The organism is Lentzea sp. NPDC054927 (assembly GCF_053610285.1).
In genome coordinates this window covers 59884-77180 of record NZ_JBSGXZ010000009.1, presented here as the reverse complement: position 1 = coordinate 77180, position 17297 = coordinate 59884, and the positions used below count along the sequence as shown (strand labels likewise).

The window sequence follows — 17297 nt, the reverse complement described above, 5'->3', positions numbered from 1 at the left end:
GTTCACAATCCTTTCACAGCGTTGTCAAAGCCCAGGTGGCGGCCAGCAACCCGGGCCCGTGCGGCACGCGCCTGCCGCGTTTGCCGATCGCGATGCACAGCGTGACCGCGCTGGACAGGATCGCCGCAGGTAGGAGCATCGGCAGCGCGAGCACGGAGCCGAGCCCGAACGCGAGCTTCACGTCGCCACCGCCCATGACGGGCGGTCTCCAGCGCCTGACCGCGAGATGCACGCCACCGAAGACCACCGCTCCGAGCACGGCGGCTCCCAGCCGGTGGAACTCGAGGAGCAGCAGCGCGGCGCCCATCGGGAGGGTCAGCGCGTCCGGCAACCGGTGGTGCCGCAGGTCGATCGACGCGAGCACGATGCCGAACCAGGCCAGCAGGTACGACGAAGGTGGTGCGTCCAGGACGTCGGCGACCGTCCACAACGAACCCAGCACAGACGCGAGCAGGACCGTGGTCATGGCACCACGGTCCTGCTCGGTACGACTCGGGCACAAATTCCGGGCCGTCGTGAACGGTCCATTCACGCACGGCACCACGGTGCCTCAACTCAGGCTGGGAGAACGCCCGGAAACAGCGGGTTCAGCGAGACCAGTCGAACAGGGCGTCGTTCGCCGCCACGTCCACGTCCAGCGCGAAGTCACCGAGCACCTCGGCGGACGCGTCCAGCGCGATCACCGGGCAGATCGGCGCGAACCCGGCCGCCTCGACCTCGGCCGGGTCCCACGTCACGATCCGCTGACCGGCCCGCACCTCCTCGCCCTTGACGACGTGGAGCTCGAAGCCCTCGCCCTTGCGCTTCACGGTGTCGATGCCGAGGTGAACCAGCACCGCGGCGCCGTCACCCGTGGCCACCACGAACGCGTGCGGGTGCAGCGTCACGACCTTGCCGTCGATCGGCGAGACCACGTCGGCCTTCGATCGAACCGGTTCGACCGCCACGCCGGGGCCGACCATCGCCTGCGAGAAGACCGGGTCCGGCACGGCGGAGAGCGCGACCACCCGGCCGGTCACGGGGCTGCCGACACGGAGGCTCACAGGATGTCCTCGATGTCGGACGCGATCGTGTCCGCCTCGGGGCCGACGACGACCTGGACGACGTTGCCGGAACGCATGACCCCGTGTGCTCCCAACGACTTCAGGGCCTTCTCGTCGACCAGCGAACCGTCTTCCAGCTCACACCGCAGGCGGGTGATGCACGGCTCGATCTCGACGATGTTGGACGCGCCACCCAGCGCCTCGATGATCTTCTGCGCCTTCTCGTCAGCCACGTTCGTACCTCTCGTTCCCGTAACAGCGGTTGACACCCGCTCAGTACGCGGAGCATTCTCCCCCGCACCAACTGGTCTAGACCGGAAAGTACCACTGCGAGGAGGTGAGCGAATGCACGAGATCGTGGAGGGGCCCAAGCCCAAGCACGCGCAGCTCCGCGAGATCCTGCGCCGGCTCGCCGAGCAGGACCTCGCGCCTGGCTCACCCATCCCGTCCGAACGCGACCTCGCCGAGCGGTACGGAGTCTCCCGCATCACGGTGCGGGCCGCAGTCGGCCAACTGGTCGCCGAAGGCCTGCTCACCAGGGCGAAGGGCCGTGGGACGTTCACCGCACGGCGGCGTTACGACCTGCAGCTCCTGCTGGCCTCGTTCACCTCGGACATGAAGGCGCGCGGGCTCGAGCCCAGCACCGAGGTGATCAGCTCAGGCCAGGCGGCTCCCGGTTCGAAGGCCTCACTGGGGCTGGACGCGGACGAGTACGCCTACCGCGTCGTGCGGCTGCGCAGGGCTGACGGGGCGCCGCTTGCCCTCGAAGCCGGCTGGTACAGCCCGCACCTGCTGCCGGAACTCGACCGGTGCGACCTCTCCGGGTCGCTCTACGAGCTCTTCGCGGCGAAGTACGGGGTGCAGCTGGACGAAGCGAGGCAGACCGTGTGGGCCGAGACCGCCGACGCCGACACGGCCAAGGCGCTCGACGTCCGCAAGGGCAGCCCGTTGCTCGTGTTCCGAAGGGTCGCCAGCGCGCAGGGGCGGCCTTGTGAAGACGTTACTTCCTGGTACCGGGGCGATCTCTACCAGGTGACCATGCAACTGGACCGGACCGTCCCGGGTTCCGGACCGAACTCCGCCAAGGGAGGAACCCGATGAGCACGGACGCCGCGACTGGTGGTCGTGAGATCAAGGGCCTCGCCACGTTGCAACGCTTCGGTCGCAGCCTCATGCTGCCGATCGCCGTGCTGCCCGCGGCAGGTCTGCTGCTCCGCTTCGGTCAGCCCGACATCCTGGGCAAGGACGGCCTGGGCTGGAACGCCGTCGCCTCGGTGATCGGTGCTGCGGGCGACGCGCTGTTCAGCAACCTCGCCCTGCTGTTCGCCGTCGGCATCGCCGTCGGTTTCGCCCGGCGTGGTGACGGTTCCACGGCGCTCGCCGGCGTCGTCGGCTACGTCGTGCTGACGAGTGTCTTCAAGGCGATGTCGCCGCTGGTCCTCGACCAGCCGACCGACCCGGCCGCGAAGCCCGAGGTGATCAACTACGGTGTCCTCGGCGGTATCGTCGTCGGCATCATGACCGCCTTGCTGTGGCAGAAGTACCACCGCATCAAGCTGCCCCCGTACCTGGCGTTCTTCGGTGGCCGCCGGTTCGTCCCGATCATCGTCGCCGGTGTCATGACGCTCGTCGGTGTCCTGCTCGGCCTGGTGTACCCGTGGTTCGACGCGGGCCTGACCGCAATCGGTGAGTGGGTCACCGGCAGCACGATCATCGGTGCCTTCATCTACGGTGTCGTGAACCGCCTGTTGATCCCGCTCGGCCTGCACCACATCGTCAACAACGTCGTGTGGTTCCAGTTCGGCGAGTTCGACGGCAAGACCGGTGACATCCCGCGCTTCCTCGCGGGTGACCCGTCGGCCGGAACGTTCCAGACCGGCTTCTTCCCGATCCTGATGTTCGCCCTTCCCGCTGCCGCGCTCGCGATCGTGCACACCGCGAAGCCCAGCCAGCGGAAGATCATCGGCGGCATCATGGGCTCCGCCGCGCTCACCGCGTTCATCACGGGTGTGACGGAGCCGCTCGAGTTCGCGTTCATGTTCGTGGCGTGGCCGCTGTACGTCATCCACGCGATCCTGACCGGTACGTCGCTGGCCATCTCGAACGCCCTCGGCATCCACGACGGCTTCTCGTTCTCGGCCGGTGCGATCGACTTCGTGCTGAACTGGAACATCGCCACCAAGCCGTGGATGCTGATCATCCTGGGCCTGATCTACGGTGCGATCTACTACTTCCTGTTCCGCTGGGTCATCACCAAGTGGAACCTGAAGACGCCGGGCCGCGAGGACGACGAGTCGCCGGAGGCGGACGAGAGCGTCGTCAGCACGTCCGAGCGCACCTCGGTGCGCGAGAAGCCCGCCACGAACGAAAAGCACGCCAAGAACGAATAGCAGTAAGCACAACCAAGTTCTACCGGGAGGAACCATCATGGCCGAGCGACGGGTCACCGTGGCCAGCAAGGTCGGACTGCACGCCCGACCGGCCGCACTGCTGGCGAAGGCCGCCGCCGACCAGCCGGTGACGGTCACCATCGCCAAGGACGGCGGCGAAGCCGTTGACGCGGCGAGTGTTCTGGGTCTGATGACCCTGGGCGCCATGCACGGTGACGAGGTGGTGCTCAGCGCCGATGGGGACGGAGCGGACGCTGCTCTGGACGCCATCGCCGAACTGATCGCCACCGACCACGACGACTGAGTCGTGCCCGGTCCGTGAGTGGTCCTGGTCGCCCCGACGACCGTCTCCCGACAGAAGGGGACCACTCACGGACCACCCGAAGTGCAGAACGACACCCGCGGTCACGACGCCGGCCAAGGTCGACGGCGTGGCCTGCGGGTACGTCACCATCAGCCACACCCCGCCCGCGGCGAGCGCGGGAGGCACGACCAGCCCCGCGGTCCAGTTGCGCAGCACCAGGAACGCGAACGTCGAGACCAGCAGCGCCGCGCCGAGCGTGTCGCTGAACCGGTGCCAGCCCAGCGACACCGTCTCCGCCGCCACCGCACCCGCCCCGATCGCGCCGGGCACAGCGACCAAAAGGGCAAAACGCTTCGGCACCGCCATGGTCACCGCGATCACCGCGGCCACCGCTGCCGTCGTGTGTCCACTCGGGAAGCTGTTGTGCACCAGCACCGCTTCCTCGTCCAGTTCGGGCCGCGTCAGCACGTAGAGCTTCAGCACCTGCGCGAGCAACACCGAACCGCCGAGCACGAGCAACGGCGGAAACGCCTTCTTGCGCGCTACCAGGATCACGATGATCGCGGCAACGATGATCACCATGTCCACGTTGGACGCCCACGAGCGTTGGAGTGAGAGCTCGGGCAACGCGGCGTTCTCCGCCTTCTGCCCGAACGACGTCCACACCAGCGCGAAGTACGTGAAGAGGAATCCCAGCAAGCTTCCGGCCATGCGATCGAGACTCCGCGAGCCGCTCAACGGGAACGTCCACGCCATGTCATGGTTCCGCTACAGAACCAGCACAGGTGCCGTTACCCACCGATAATGGATCTCGTGGCGATGGTCTTGCTGGTCGAGGACGACCCCTCTGTGCGCGAAGGGCTGGGGCTGGCGTTGCGCCGCCAGGGACACGACGTCCGAGCCGCCGGAACAGGCGAGGAAGGCGTCGAGAAGCTGCGCGAGTCACGCCCCGACATCGTGGTTCTGGACATCATGCTGCCGGGCATCGACGGGTTCGAGACGTGCCGGCGCATGCGCACCCAGGCCGAGGTGCCGATCATCATGCTGACCGCGCGCGGCGACGACTTCGACGTGGTCGCGGGCCTGGAGGCGGGCGCGGACGACTACGTGGTGAAGCCCGTCGAGCCACGCGTGCTGGAGGCCAGGATCCGCGCTGTGCTGCGGCGGACCGTCTCCGAACCGTCCTCCGTGGAACGCCACGGGTCGCTGGTGATCGATCGCGCCGGTCTGCAGGTGCTCAAGGACGACGTGAAGGTCGGGCTGACGCCGACCGAGCTGAAGCTGCTGCTGGAGCTGTCCCGCACGCCGGGCCGCGTGCTGACCCGCCAGCAGATCCTCGAAGCCGTGTGGGAGCACGACTACCTCGGTGACTCGCGCCTGGTCGACGCGTGCGTCCAGCGGCTGCGCGCCAAGATCGAGGACGTGCCCTCCGAACCCGGTTACGTCCACACCGTGCGTGGCTTCGGCTATCGCTTCGGCCCTCGATGAGGTCTGTTCTCCGCGGCCTCAGGCCCCGGCTGATGGCCGCTTTCCTGCTCCTGACCCTGCTGGGCGCGGTGGCCGCGGCGGGCGCTTCCTACGCCACGGCCAGGAACCTGCTGCTCGAGGACGCCCAGGACGGGTTCATGAACCCGTTGCTGGAGGACGTCCGCAACTACGCACCCCGCCTCACCGTGCCGCCCGCGCAACAGGATCTCGACGAGTTCGCGTCGTACCTGCGCGGCGCGGCGACCGTGATCTCCGGGGAGCTGCGGTCCCGCACCGGCCCCGATCTGGGGATCGTGCCCGCGGACATGCGGGAGATGGTGAAGTCCAGCAAGACCGTGATCTGGCAACGCCGCACCGACCGCGCCGAGCCGTACGTGGTGATCGGCATCCCGCTGGTCCGCGCCGACGGCAACGCGACCGGCGTCGAGGTGTGGGCGGTGTCGTCCCTCGGCGCCCCGCAACGCGCCATCGACAGCTTCTCGACCGCCGCGTGGGTCGGTGTCAGCCTGGTCCTGCCGCTGGCCCTCGGTCTGGCACTCTTCACCGCCAGAGGCGTCCTACGGCCAGTGCGCCGCCTGGGAGCCGCAGCGCGCGCACTCGGTTCCGGGCGCCTGGACACGCGTGTGGAGGTTCGGGGCTCCGACGAGCTCTCCGACCTGGCCCGCACGTTCAACCAGGCCGCGGAGCAACTGGAGGCCACCCATGCCGCCTCCCGCCGGTTCGTCGCCGACGTCTCACACGAACTCCGCACGCCTCTGACGGCCATGAGCGCCGTGACCGCCGTGCTGGACGAGGACGCCGACACGCTGCCACCGGACACGGCCGTGGCGGCCCGCCTGGTGTCGACCGAAACGCGCAAGCTCACCCGCCTGGTCAACGACCTGATGGAGATCTCACGCTTCGACGAGGGCCGCAACCTCCTGGAACTCGACGAGTGGGACATCAGCACGGCCGTGCGCGACTCTCTGGCAGCACGCGGCTGGACGTCGTCGGTCGACGCCACGCTCCCCGACGGCGTGACGGGCCGCGTGGACCGCCGCCGGCTGGACGTGATCGTCGCGAACCTCGTCGGCAACGCCCTGAAGCACGGCGGTGCACCCGTACGCCTCGTCGTGCGTCCTGGTGTCATCGAGGTGTCCGACCAGGGCCCAGGCATCCCACCCGATGCCCTCCCCCACATCTTCGACCGGTTCTACAAGGCAGACACAGCCCGCTCCCGTTCCGAGGGCAGCGGTCTGGGATTGGCGATCGCATGGGAGAACGCCCGCCTGCACGGCGGCACCATCGAAGCGGCCAACGCGCCCTCGGGCGGCGCGGTCTTCACCTTGCGCTTGCCCTGGTGACGCTCGCGGCCTGCGGAGTGCGCCCCACCCCGGTCCTGACCGGCGCCGAGGCCCCCACGGTCTCGTCCCACGAGCTGACCGTCTACCTGATCTCGGCCGAACAGAACGGCCTGGTCCGACGCACCCGCGCCTACTCCGGCACCGTCGAAACCGCCACGGCCATCAACCTGCTGGTGGCCGGCCTCACCGACGAGGAGAAGAAGCTGGGCCTGCAGACCGAGGTGCCCGCCACGACGTCGCGGATCTACGCGGTGTCCAACGTGATCCTGCTGCCCGAGGACATGCCGCCCCTGTCGAAGTGGGCGCAGTTCCAGCTCTACTGCACGGCCATCGCCAGCCGGGCGAAGGTGGAGGGCGTGCAGGGGTCGGACATCGACTGCCCCTAGCCGACGCAGCCTCTCAGCGGACGTAGACGACGTCCTCAAGCTCCTCACGCGCGGCGCACCCCGTGAGCACGCCCGTGCGCATCCGCCGATGGCTGCTCTGTCGGTATCGCCCCCATGGCGGCTCTGTCGGTATCACCACGCCGGGAACTCTGTCGGTATTGCCGCGCTGGGTGAGCCCGCGCAGTGGTGCCTCGATGGGTAGCGGTGCACCCCCCACGCCCCGCGATTGGGGCTTTATCTTGAGGGGGCGGGATGCTTCGCTGTTCGGGTTCGGCCGGGGCGCTTTAGTCCCCGGCTTTTGGAGGCCGTCCAGCATCCCGCCAGAGGCTCGAGGTCAAGCCCCAATCGCAATCGTCGCGAAGCGGCGATGGACTACAACGGGACCCGCTCGCCCACAACCGCTACGAACGCACAGCCAACTCAGCAGCCAGGGCCGACCGCATGACCTCCCGCGGCGCCGCCAACCCGGTGAACTGCTCCACCTGCCCAAAAGCCTGATGCAGCAACATGTCCAGCCCGGTGGCCAACCGAGCCCCAGAAGCCTCCACCGCCGAAGCCACCGGAGTAGGCCAAGGGTGGTAGATCACGTCCAGCACGTACGGCGCCCGAGCCAACGCCGCAGCCAACGGCACAGTGGCCTCAGCCGGCACCGTCGACACCAGCACGTCCGAAGAACCGGCCAGCACCGCGAGGTCCACAGAGGACAAAGCCAGCACCTCGACCGCGACCCCGACCCGAGCAGCCGTCGCCACAGCCTCGGCAGCGCGAGAAGGATCCCGCACCACAAGGGAAACCGAGGAAATCCCGAGCTCGGCGAACCCGGCGAGAACAGCCGTTGCCGTTCCACCGGCGCCGATCACGACACCGGCCGAGCCGCCGGAGAAACCCTTCTCCCGCAAGGCTCCCACGACGCCGTCCACGTCGGTGCAGTCCGCGTGCCACCCGGAATCGGTGCGCACCAGCGTGTTGGCCGCGCCGACGGCAGAGGCACGTGCGGTCACCGACGAGGCGACGGCCAGGGCCGCGCGCTTGGTCGGCATGGTGCACGAGAGGCCGACCCACTCCGGCCCCAGTGAGGCGACCAGAGCGGGAACGCCGGCCTCCGTGCACTCGAGCCGGGTGTACTCCCAGTCGAGGCCCAGCGCGGCATAGGCGGCGTTGTGCAGCACAGGGGAAAGAGAGTGCTCGATCGGCGAACCGATCACCGCTGCCTTGCGCACTAGTAGATGCCGTCCCTCTGGGCCTTCTGGTCGTTCGCGTTGTGCTCGTCGAACGTCTTGGCGAAGCACGAGGTGCCGTCCGTCTGGCACTTCACGAAGTACATGATGTCGCCACCCTCGGGCTTCAGCGCCGCGGCGATCGCCTGTTGCGAGGGCGAGCCGATCGGGGTCGGCGGCAGGCCCTGCGTCTCGTAGGTGTTGTACGGGCTCTCCGTGGCGCGGTCCGCGTCCGAGGTGCGGATGTGCGGCTGGTTCTTCAGGTAGTTCACGGTCGAGTCGAACTGCAGGATCATCGGCTTCTTCAGGCGGTTGTAGATGACCTGGGAGACCTTGCTGAAGTCCTTCTCGATGGCTTCCTTCTCGATCAGCGAGGCCATCACGAGGACTTCGTAGGGACGGAAGCCCGTGTTCATGGTGCCGCCGGGAATGCCCGCGCCCTGCATCTTCTGCCCGGACGACACGACGACGCTGCGGATCAGCTCCACCGCGGAGACGCCCGGCTTGACCTGGTAGACGCCGCGCATGATCAGGCCTTCGAGGCGGAACTGCGGTTCGGCGCGCTTCACGTCCTCGAGCGCCCAGTCCGGGACGCCCAGGGCGACCGGGTCGGTCTGCTCGGCCGCGGCCTTGATCTCCTCGACGCTCAGGCAGACCTTCTGGCCTTCCTTCTCCGTGCAGCTGGCGGCGGCGAGCTGGGAGTAGATGCCGGGGACGGTCTTGCCGTTGGCCTGGATGTCGGTGAGCTTCAGGCCGCCGACGATCTGGACGGCCGGCACCCTCGTCTTCGGGTCGACCATGCGGGCCACGGCCTGCTGGCCCGACATCTTCGTCTTCATCAGGTAGAAGCCCGGCTGGATCGACGTCACGCGGGCGTCGGTCTTGCTGGCCTCGGTGAAGGCGCGCGCGGAGGCGATGACGCCGTTCTCGTACAGGGTCGACGCGATCTTGCTGACCACGTCGCCGTCCTGGACCTCGACGATGGCGTCCGTCTCGCCGCTACCGGGGTAGTCGTCGAACGAACCGATGCCGCGCAACTCGCGGTAGCCGTAGTACGCGCCGCCCATGCCCACGGTGAGCACCAGCGCCACGACCAGCCACAACACCGTCTTCTTGCGCTTCTTCGCCTTGTCACGGGCGACGCGGTCGCGCTTGAGAGGACGTCGTTCGTCCACTTCGGGGTCGGTGAACAACCCGAGATCGTCGCTCACACCTCGTCCTTTCGGGCGGCCACAATCCGTGCCCGTGCGTCCAGCCAAGACTGCAGGATCTCGACAGCGGCCGCCTGATCCACCACAGCGCGCTGCTTCTTGCCCTTCACACCGCGTTGTGCCAGTACCCGGCTCACCACGACCGTCGTCAGGCGTTCGTCGCTGAACCGCACCGGCACGGGGGCGATCCGTTCGGCCAGGGCCGCAGCGTACGCGGTCGCCGCGTCCGCTGCGGGGCCGTGCCGACCGGCCAGTGTTTTGGGCAGACCGACCACGACCTCGACGACGTCATGCTCGGCCACGAGACGTACGAGCTCGGTGAGATCCGAGCCGCGCTTCTCGTCCCGCTGCAGGGTAACCAGCGGAGTCGCCAGAAATGCCGATGGATCGCTGAGGGAAATACCCACGCGAACCGATCCGACGTCGACGCCGAGCCTCCGTCCGAGGCCCGGATCGCCGACACCAGGTGAGTCAGTGCTGCTCAAGCACCTTGTCCAGTTCATTCGTCAGAGCCGTGATGGCTTCGGGGACACCAGCCGGGTTCGTGCCGCCGCCCTGGGCCAGGTCCGGCTTGCCGCCACCGCGGGCGGCGATGGCAGGGCCGAACACCGGGACCAGCTTGCCGGCGGCCAGGCCCAGGTCACGGGCGGCGGCCGTGGTGGCCACCACGAAGCTGACCTTGTCGCCGTCGACCGAGAACAGGGCCACCACACCGGGCTTGCTGCCCAGCCGGTTGCGGACCTCACCGCCGAGCGTGCGCAGGTCGTTGCCCGACACGCCCTCCAGGCCGAGGGCCACCAGCGACAGACCGCGGATGTCCAGGGCCTTGTCGGCGAGCGACCCGGCGTTGCCGAGCAGCTGGGCGGCGCGGACCTTCTCCAGCTCCTTCTCGGCGGACTTCAGCCGCTCGACCAGCGACTCGATCCGCTCGGGCAGGCCGTCGGAGCCGACCTTGAGCATGTCGGAGAGGTTCTGCACGATGGCGCGTTCCTTGGCCAGGAACCGCATGGCCTCGATGCCGACGTAGGCCTCCAGGCGGCGCACACCCGAGCCGACCGAAGATTCACCCAGCAGGGTGATCGGGCCGATCTGCGACGAGTGCTCGACGTGGGTGCCACCGCAGAGCTCACGCGACCACGGGCCACCGATCTCGATGACGCGCACGGTCTCGTCGTAGGTCTCGCCGAACAGGGCGACAGCACCCATGTCCTGGGCGCCGGCCATGTCGGTGTAGACGATGCTGACCGGCAGGTCCTTGCGCACGGCGAGGTTCGAGACCTCCTCGATCTCGCTCTTGGCCTCGGTGGACAGGCCACCGGTCCAGGCGAAGTCGAGCCGCAGGTAGCCGGGCTTGTTGTACGAACCGCTCTGCAGGGCCGACGGGCCGAGCACCTGACGCAGGGCGGCGTGCACGACGTGCGTGCCCGAGTGGCCCTGGCGGGCACCGACGCGCCACTCCGGGTCGACGCGGGCCTCGACGTGCTCGCCCTCGGCGACCTCGCCAGACTTGACGCGCACCTGGTGCACCCACAGCTTGCGGGCGACCTTCTGCACGTCGAGCACCTCGAGCTCGGCGTTGCCGGTCACGATGGTGCCGGCGTCGGACTCCTGGCCACCGGACTCGGCGTAGAGCGGCGTGCGGTCCAGCACGACCTCGACGATGTCGCCCTCGCGAGCCGACTTCACCCGCTGGCCGTTGAGCACGATGCCGCGCAGCGTGGCCTCGGAGGCCAGCTCGGTGTAGCCGGTGAACTCGGTCGGGCCCTGCTCCAGCAGCTCCCGGTACACCGACTGGTCGCCGTGGCCGGTCTTCTTGCCGGCGGCGTCGGCCTTGGCGCGAGCGCGCTGCTCGGCCATCAGCTTGCGGAACCCGTCCTCGTCGACCGAAAGGCCGGCCTCGGAGGCCATCTCCAGCGTGAGGTCGATCGGGAAGCCGTACGTGTCGTGCAGCTGGAAGGCCTTGTCACCGGGCAGCGTGGCGCGGCCGTCGGCCTTCACCTCGGCGGCGGCACCCTCGAAGATCCGCGAACCGGCGTCGAGCGTGCGCAGGAACGTGTCCTCCTCGGCCTTGAGCACCTGCTGGATGCGGGCGAACCCGCTGACCAGCTCGGGGTAGGCCTCGCCCATCGAGTCGCGGACAACCTCGGCGAACTGCTGCAGCACCGGCTCGTTGACGCCCAGCAGGCGCGACGAGCGCACGATGCGGCGCAGCAGGCGGCGCAGCACGTAGCCGCGGGCCTCGTTGCCGGGCGTGACGCCGTCGCCGACCAGCAGCACACCGCTGCGGGCGTGGTCGGCGATGACGCGGAAGCGGATGTCGTCGACCTCGTTGGCGCCGTACTTGCGGCCGGAGAGCTCCTCGGCCTTGTTGATGACGGCGCGGACCAGGTCGGTCTCGTAGACGTTGTCGACGCCCTGCAGCAGGTAGGCGACGCGCTCGACGCCCATGCCGGTGTCGATGTTCTTCGACGGCAGCTCACCGATGACCGGGTAGTCCTTCTTGGCACCACCCTCGCCGCGGATGTTCTGCATGAAGACGAGGTTCCAGATCTCCAGGTACCTGTCCTCGTCGACTACCGGGCCGCCCTCCTTGCCGTACTCGGGGCCGCGGTCGTAGTAGATCTCCGAACACGGGCCGCACGGGCCGGGGACGCCCATCGACCAGAAGTTGTCCTCGACGCCACGGCGCTGGATGCGCTCCAGCGGCATGCCGGCGACCTTCTGCCACAGCTCGATGGCCTCGTCGTCGTCCAGGTAGACCGTCACCCAGATGCGCTCGGGGTCGAAGCCGTAGCCGCCGTTCTCCTGGGAGTTGGTGATCAGCTCCCAGGCCAGCCGGATGGCGTCTTCCTTGAAGTAGTCGCCGAGCGAGAAGTTGCCGGCCATCTGGAAGAACGTGAGGTGGCGGGTGGTCTTGCCGACCTCGTCGATGTCGGGGGTGCGCACGCACTTCTGGATGCTCGTCATCCGCGGGGCGGGCGGCGGGGCCTCGCCGAGGAAGTACGGCTTGAACGGCACCATGCCGGCGTTGACGAACAGCAGGTTCGGGTCGTCGAGCAGCAGCGAGGCGCTGGGGATGTACTTGTGCCCGGCCTTCTCGAAGTGCTCGCGGAAACGCTTGATGATCTCGTGGGTCTGCACGGGAAGTTCCTTGCTGTGAAGAAAGAGTTGTCAGGGCCGCCCAGAAATGGGCACAGGTCCGAGGCGAACGACTAGTGCTTGCCGTTCGCCCTGGGCGCTCGACGCCCTGGCGTGAAGCCCGTCTGACGTTCCACGGTCTCCTGCAACTCCTGTTCCCGTTCGGCCATGCCCGCGCGCACCTCGGCCCCGAAGGAACCGATCGCGCCGGCGAGCTCTCGCAGGCCTTCACCCACGTTAGCGCCGATGCCGGCGGGAGTCGCCTGCTTAGTCACCTCGGCGGCCTTCTTGGCGGCGAACAGCCCGGCCGCGGCACCCAGCCCGAACCAGAAGAGGCGGCTCACTTGGCACCTCGCTTCGGGCGGCGCTTGGCGTGCTTGTTCGGCTGCTCGGCGGCCTTGCGGCGGGCCTTCACGGCCTTGCTCACGCCGTACGACAGCGCGGCGGCCTTGACCAGCGGCCCGCCGAGCGTGGCGGTGAACAGGCTGGTGAGCGCCGAGACGTTGCCGGTGACGGCGCGCGCGTTCGCGGTGATGCCGTCGACGCGTTCCAGCTGCGTGTTCACGTGCGTGAGCGTGGTGTTCGCCTCGGTGAACAACGGGTCCGTGTTCTCGTGCGCCTTGCGCATCGCGATCGTGGCCTCGTCGAAGAAGCGCGCTGCCTTGATGGCCACGATCGCCAGCACGAGCACGAGCAGCACGAACGCACCGGCGGCGACCAGCGCTGCGATCTGCCCTGGCGACACGGATCCTCCTGGTTACCGGACGTTTTGGCTTGAGTGCGAGTGAGATTACCGGGTGGGTCCGACACTCATCCGAGGGGCATCAGCAGTTGATCTTCAACGGCCGGTGACGCCGTCGATCTGCTCCCGGATGATGTCCGCGTGACCCGCGTGCCTGGCCGTCTCGGTGGTCATGTGCGCGAGGAGCCAGCGCAGCGACTTGCGGTGGCCGTCGATCGGGATCGCCAGCAGCGCCTCGGGGCCTCCGGCGGCCGTGATCGCCCTGTCGCTCGCCTCGATCGCCGCGCGGTACTCCGCGATCACCTCTTCGGCGGACCGGCCGGCGGGCACGGCCATGCCCAGTTCGGCCGCCTCGTCCCAGTCCGTGCCGCCGAGGTGGTGGCCGAACCAGCCGCGCTCGGCCTCGGCCAGGTGCTGGATGAGCCCCAGGATCGACGTGCCGCTGGCGACCGTCGACCGGCGAAGCTCGGCGTCGGTGAGCCCTTCCGCCTTCTTGAGCACGCAGTGCCTCTGGAACTTGAGGAACTCGTGCGCGACGTCGAGTTCGCCCGTGTCGACGCGCGGCACGGGTTCACGCTGGGTCTCCGGCATGACACAAGAACGTACGGGACCACTCATTGACGCAAGGTGGTCACCGCCTGTGAAATACCCGTCACACAGGGCTTGACACCGGCACCCCTGCGGTTATCAAGTTAGGCGACCCTAAGTTCGATGGCGCAGGAGGCCGAGTGAAGCCGGTATCGCACCTGGACTCCTACCGGAAGCACGCCCTGGCAGGCGCCCCGCCGATGCCGGAGCTCCCGGACCCGTGGGACGCGCGCCTGGCCCGTCCGGACGGCTACGACCTGCACCTCGTCCACCGCTGGAACCAGGCACCGCACGTGGCGGCGTTCTGGCGGCAGGCCTGGCCGTTGCCGCGCTGGGAGGAGGAGCTGCGGACCCACCTCGACGGCGACGACGTCCGCCCGTTGCTGATCAGCTGGCACGGCCGCCCGGTGATCTACACCGAGCTCTACCGCGCGGCCCGCAACGCCGTCGCCGGGTGCTACCAGGCGCGGCCGCACGACCTCGGGCTGACCGTGGCGGTCGGCGAGCTGGCGATGACCGACCGCGGCCTGGTGCGGTCGCTGCTCCCCCGCCTCACCGACGCGCTGTTCGAGGCCGACGCGCACTGCACGCGGATCGTCATGCAACCCGACGTGCGCAACAAACGCGCCATCAAGTCGTTCCAGGCCGGCGGGTTCATGGCCGCCGACGAGATAATGCTGCCGGGGAAGATCGCACTGCTGATGGTGTGCCCGCGCTAGTGGTGCGACTCAGAACGCGGTGATGTCCTGCGGTGCGCGCTCTTTGCGGCTGAGCGCGCGCACCACGTCGATCGCACGATGTTTGTTGAGCGACATCCGGGTCAGCAGGTCGATGACCGTTTCGTTGACGCGCCGCGGGAACTCTGGCGTCTCGGCGCCGACGCTCACCGCGAGGTCGTCGGAGTGCACGACGAACTCCATCATCCGGCTGACGAGGTACTCGTCCAGCGTCACCGCCCACGGACCCCAGTGCGGCATCCGCACGGGCCTGTTCTCACTGCCGGGCAACGACTTCTCGAGGTTCCGCAGCGTGTCCTCGAACTGACCGCAGAGCGCCTCCTGCCCCTCGGTGGCGATCTTCTCGCCGCCGGCGCGGATGCGGGTGTGGAACTCGGAGTCGACGTCCAGCTCGGTCCAGTTCGCCCGCGCGTAGTGCTCCATCAACGGCACGACCGGCTCGTCGCCGACGGGCGCCGCGATCATGTCCGGCAGCGGCAGGACCTGGTAGCCGATGTGACCGGCGAGCCCGCTGACGCCGAACTCGGGCAGGGCGCTCGGCCGGCCCCAGTTCTTCCCGACCTGCTGGTGACGCAGGAGGTCCAGGGTGATGCGGGCGGTGGTCAGAAAGTCTTCCCTGATCGTCACTTCGCCGAAGTTACGCGATAATTCCTGATCGCCCGACGGATTTCGCCGATCACTCGCCCCTGATCACCTTGCGCAGCCGGGGCAACCGCTCCGCCACCGCGCGTTCGGCACCACGGCCGGTCGGCTCGTAGTAGTCGCGCCCCACCAGGTCGTCCGGCGCGTACTGCTGCGTCAGCACACCCTCGGGAACGTCGTGCGGGTACCGATAACCCTGAGCGTTCCCCAGCTTCGCCGCCCCGGCGTAGTGCCCATCCCGCAGATGCGCGGGCACAGCACCGATCGCACCCTTCCGCACGTCCGACATCGCGGCGTTGATCGCGGTCGTCACGGCGTTCGACTTCGGTGCGGTGGCGAGGTGGATCGTGGCCTGCGCGAGGTTCAAAGCGCACTCCGGCAACCCGATGAGCTGCACGGCCTGTGCGGCGGCCACGCACGTCTGCAGGGCAGTCGGGTCCGCCATGCCGATGTCCTCGCTGGCGTGGATCACCAACCGCCGTGCGATGAACCGCGGATCCTCCCCCGCCTCGATCATCCGGGCGAGGTAGTGCAGCGCCGCGTCCACGTCCGAGCCGCGGATCGACTTGATGAACGCCGAGGTCACGTCGTAGTGCTGGTCGCCGTCACGGTCGTAGCGGACGGCCGCCTTGTCCACAGTGGACTCCAGCAGTGGCAGCGTGACCACGCCGTCGTTCGAGGCCAGCGCCGAGTCGGCCGCGGCTTCCAGAGCGGTCAGCGAACGACGTGCGTCGCCGCCCGCCAGCCGCACGAGGTGGTCCTCGGCGTCCTGCTCGACGACGACGGTGCCGCCCAGCCCGCGTTCGTCGGACACCGCGCGGCGGATCACGGCCCGCACGTCGTCGTCGGACAACGACTTGAGCTGCAGCACCAGGGAACGGGACAGCAGCGGCGAGACCACCGAGAAGAACGGGTTCTCCGTCGTGGCCGCGACCAGCAGCACGATCCGGTCCTCGACAGCGCCCAGCAGAGCGTCCTGCTGGGTCTTGGAGAACCGGTGCACCTCGTCGATGAACAGCACGGTCGACTCGCTGGTCCGCACCAGCCGCCGCCGGGCCTCGTCGATGACCGCCCGCACCTCTTTCACACCCGCGGACAGCGCCGACAGCGCGACGAACCGGCGTCCGGTCGCCTTCGACACGAGGGTCGCGAGGGTCGTCTTGCCGGTGCCGGGAGGGCCGTAGAGCATCACAGACGCCGGGGTGGCGCCCTCGACCAGGCGGCGCAGCGGCGCGCCGGGTCCGAGCAGGTGGTCCTGGCCGACGACCTCGTCCAGCGTGGCCGGGCGCATCCGCACGGCCAGCGGGGCGTTGGCCGCGATGCGCTCGGCCTTCTCCTCGTCGGTCGCGCCGAAGAGGCCCTCGTCGAACAGACCTTCGCTCATGCGTTCGAGCGTAGGTCATGTGCGAAAATCGCGTCTCGTGCCCATGCCCCGTGCCGTTCTCCTCGCCGGACCTTCCGGCTCCGGGAAGTCGACGCTCGCCGCCCACCTCGGCTGGCCCGTGCTGCGCCTGGACGACTTCTACCGCGACGGCGACGACCCTTTGCTGCCCCGCGACGAGCACGGGCGCGCGGACTGGGACGCGATCGGCTCGTGGAACGCGGACGCGGCGCTCAAAGCGATCATCGAGTTGTCGGAGACGGGCCGCACCGACGCGCCGGTCTACTCCATCAGCGAGGACCGCAAGGTAGGCACGCAGACGATCGAGCTCGGCGACGCGCCCGCGTTCATCGCGGAAGGACTGTTCGCGGATCTGCTGGTGGAGGGTGCCCGCGAGGCCGGTGTGCTCAGGGACGCCATCGTGCTCGCGCCGAGCCCTCCGGTCACGTTCGTGCGCAGGTTCGCCAGGGACGTGGCCGAGGCCCGCAAGCCGGTTCCGACGCTGCTCCGGCGCGGTCTTCGGCTCATGCGCGAGCAACCGCAGGTGGTCAAGAGGTGCGTCAACGCGGGTATGCGACGCACGACACCCACGAGGGCGAGGACCGAGCTCGTTTCGTGATCGGCTTGCCCTGTGGGGGCGGCTCTGGTCTGGCAGGATGCCGCTCACACACGACCCGGGGGTAGCCG

General features: G+C 68.8%; 20 protein-coding genes and 1 pseudogene. 8 read left to right on the top strand and 13 right to left on the bottom strand.

Translation table 11 applies throughout. The features are described 5' to 3' along the window. Positions 1–13: 13 nt before the first annotated feature. From ACWGE0_RS16520 to ACWGE0_RS16510, 3 genes are all read right to left on the bottom strand, one after another. On the bottom strand, positions 14–466 hold the full coding sequence (locus ACWGE0_RS16520) for a prepilin peptidase (protein ID WP_452261732.1): 453 nt from the start codon (positions 464–466) through the stop codon (positions 14–16). Between the two features lie 121 nt (positions 467–587). Next, positions 588–1043 (bottom strand): PTS sugar transporter subunit IIA, encoded by a 456-nt coding sequence (locus ACWGE0_RS16515; RefSeq protein ID WP_452261731.1) that lies wholly within the window; start codon positions 1041–1043, stop codon positions 588–590. Further along, positions 1040–1276, bottom strand: coding sequence for a PTS glucose/sucrose transporter subunit IIB (locus ACWGE0_RS16510; RefSeq protein WP_319966634.1), 237 nt, complete (start codon positions 1274–1276; stop codon positions 1040–1042). Before ACWGE0_RS16510 ends, ACWGE0_RS16515 begins: the two co-directional genes overlap by 4 nt. A 112-nt stretch (positions 1277–1388) precedes the next feature. Between ACWGE0_RS16510 and ACWGE0_RS16505 the strand changes: the two genes are divergently transcribed. From ACWGE0_RS16505 to ACWGE0_RS16495, 3 genes are read left to right on the top strand one after another with little or no spacing between them, the layout of a single operon-like run. After that, entirely contained in the window at positions 1389–2144 is a 756-nt protein-coding gene (locus ACWGE0_RS16505) for a GntR family transcriptional regulator (RefSeq protein WP_452261730.1), read from the top strand. After that, a complete protein-coding gene (locus tag ACWGE0_RS16500) occupies positions 2141–3433 on the top strand; it encodes a PTS transporter subunit EIIC (protein WP_452261729.1) in 1293 nt (430 codons plus the stop codon). The genes ACWGE0_RS16505 and ACWGE0_RS16500 overlap by 4 nt, the downstream gene beginning before the upstream one ends. 37 nt (positions 3434–3470) lie before the next feature. Further along, positions 3471–3737 carry an HPr family phosphocarrier protein gene (locus ACWGE0_RS16495; RefSeq protein ID WP_452261889.1) on the top strand — a complete coding sequence of 89 codons (267 nt, stop codon included), beginning with the start codon at positions 3471–3473 and terminating at the stop codon, positions 3735–3737. A gap of 219 nt (positions 3738–3956) precedes the next feature. On the opposite strand, the pseudogene ACWGE0_RS16490 reads toward ACWGE0_RS16495, so the two are convergent. Further along, positions 3957–4319, bottom strand: a pseudogene (locus ACWGE0_RS16490) (phosphatase PAP2 family protein); the annotation flags it as partial. A 231-nt stretch (positions 4320–4550) separates the two neighbouring features. Between ACWGE0_RS16490 and ACWGE0_RS16485 the strand changes: the two are divergent. The 3 genes from ACWGE0_RS16485 to ACWGE0_RS16475 are packed head-to-tail and all read left to right on the top strand — an operon-like array spanning position 4551 to position 6954. After that, positions 4551–5225, top strand: coding sequence for a response regulator (locus tag ACWGE0_RS16485; protein WP_452261728.1), 675 nt, complete (start codon positions 4551–4553; stop codon positions 5223–5225). 32 nt (positions 5226–5257) lie between these two features. Then, on the top strand, positions 5258–6568 hold the full coding sequence (locus ACWGE0_RS16480; protein WP_452261727.1) for an ATP-binding protein: 1311 nt from the start codon (positions 5258–5260) through the stop codon (positions 6566–6568). Continuing rightward, positions 6565–6954: a hypothetical protein gene (locus ACWGE0_RS16475; protein ID WP_452261726.1), complete on the top strand. Its 390-nt coding sequence runs from the start codon at positions 6565–6567 to the stop codon at positions 6952–6954. Before ACWGE0_RS16480 ends, ACWGE0_RS16475 begins: the two co-directional genes overlap by 4 nt. A 401-nt stretch (positions 6955–7355) precedes the next feature. Here ACWGE0_RS16475 and ACWGE0_RS16470 read toward each other — a convergent pair whose 3' ends face one another. From ACWGE0_RS16470 to ACWGE0_RS16440, 7 genes are all read right to left on the bottom strand, one after another. Beyond that, positions 7356–8174: a shikimate dehydrogenase gene (locus ACWGE0_RS16470; protein ID WP_452261725.1), complete on the bottom strand. Its 819-nt coding sequence runs from the start codon at positions 8172–8174 to the stop codon at positions 7356–7358. Next, the gene (gene mltG, locus ACWGE0_RS16465; RefSeq protein ID WP_452261724.1) at positions 8174–9382 is read right to left on the bottom strand and encodes an endolytic transglycosylase MltG; all 1209 of its coding nucleotides are present in this window, start codon (positions 9380–9382) and stop codon (positions 8174–8176) included. The genes ACWGE0_RS16470 and mltG overlap by 1 nt, the downstream gene beginning before the upstream one ends. Then, positions 9379–9867, bottom strand: a complete 489-nt coding sequence (gene ruvX, locus ACWGE0_RS16460) for a Holliday junction resolvase RuvX (RefSeq protein ID WP_452261723.1) — start codon at positions 9865–9867, stop codon at positions 9379–9381. Before ruvX ends, mltG begins: the two co-directional genes overlap by 4 nt. Beyond that, positions 9854–12523 (bottom strand): alanine--tRNA ligase, encoded by a 2670-nt coding sequence (gene alaS / locus ACWGE0_RS16455; RefSeq protein ID WP_452261722.1) that lies wholly within the window; start codon positions 12521–12523, stop codon positions 9854–9856. The genes ruvX and alaS overlap by 14 nt, the downstream gene beginning before the upstream one ends. A gap of 71 nt (positions 12524–12594) precedes the next feature. Then, positions 12595–12864 carry a hypothetical protein gene (locus tag ACWGE0_RS16450; protein ID WP_166046713.1) on the bottom strand — a complete coding sequence of 90 codons (270 nt, stop codon included), beginning with the start codon at positions 12862–12864 and terminating at the stop codon, positions 12595–12597. Continuing rightward, on the bottom strand, positions 12861–13265 hold the full coding sequence (locus tag ACWGE0_RS16445) for a DUF948 domain-containing protein (protein WP_452261721.1): 405 nt from the start codon (positions 13263–13265) through the stop codon (positions 12861–12863). The genes ACWGE0_RS16450 and ACWGE0_RS16445 overlap by 4 nt, the downstream gene beginning before the upstream one ends. 93 nt (positions 13266–13358) lie before the next feature. Beyond that, the gene (locus tag ACWGE0_RS16440; RefSeq protein ID WP_452261720.1) at positions 13359–13853 is read right to left on the bottom strand and encodes a DinB family protein; all 495 of its coding nucleotides are present in this window, start codon (positions 13851–13853) and stop codon (positions 13359–13361) included. Positions 13854–13990: 137 nt separating this feature from the next. Between ACWGE0_RS16440 and ACWGE0_RS16435 the strand changes: the two genes are divergently transcribed. Next, complete coding sequence (locus tag ACWGE0_RS16435; protein ID WP_452261719.1) at positions 13991–14569, top strand: GNAT family N-acetyltransferase; 579 nt, start codon at positions 13991–13993, stop codon at positions 14567–14569. Positions 14570–14578: 9 nt separating this feature from the next. On the opposite strand, the gene ACWGE0_RS16430 is transcribed toward ACWGE0_RS16435, so the two are convergent. Further along, positions 14579–15214 carry a maleylpyruvate isomerase N-terminal domain-containing protein gene (locus ACWGE0_RS16430; protein WP_452261718.1) on the bottom strand — a complete coding sequence of 212 codons (636 nt, stop codon included), beginning with the start codon at positions 15212–15214 and terminating at the stop codon, positions 14579–14581. A gap of 49 nt (positions 15215–15263) precedes the next feature. Beyond that, positions 15264–16613, bottom strand: a complete 1350-nt coding sequence (locus ACWGE0_RS16425; RefSeq protein ID WP_452261717.1) for a replication-associated recombination protein A — start codon at positions 16611–16613, stop codon at positions 15264–15266. Positions 16614–16656: 43 nt separating this feature from the next. On the opposite strand from ACWGE0_RS16425, the gene ACWGE0_RS16420 reads away from it, so the two are divergent. After that, entirely contained in the window at positions 16657–17229 is a 573-nt protein-coding gene (locus ACWGE0_RS16420; RefSeq protein WP_452261888.1) for a uridine kinase family protein, read from the top strand. Positions 17230–17297: the final 68 nt, after the last annotated feature.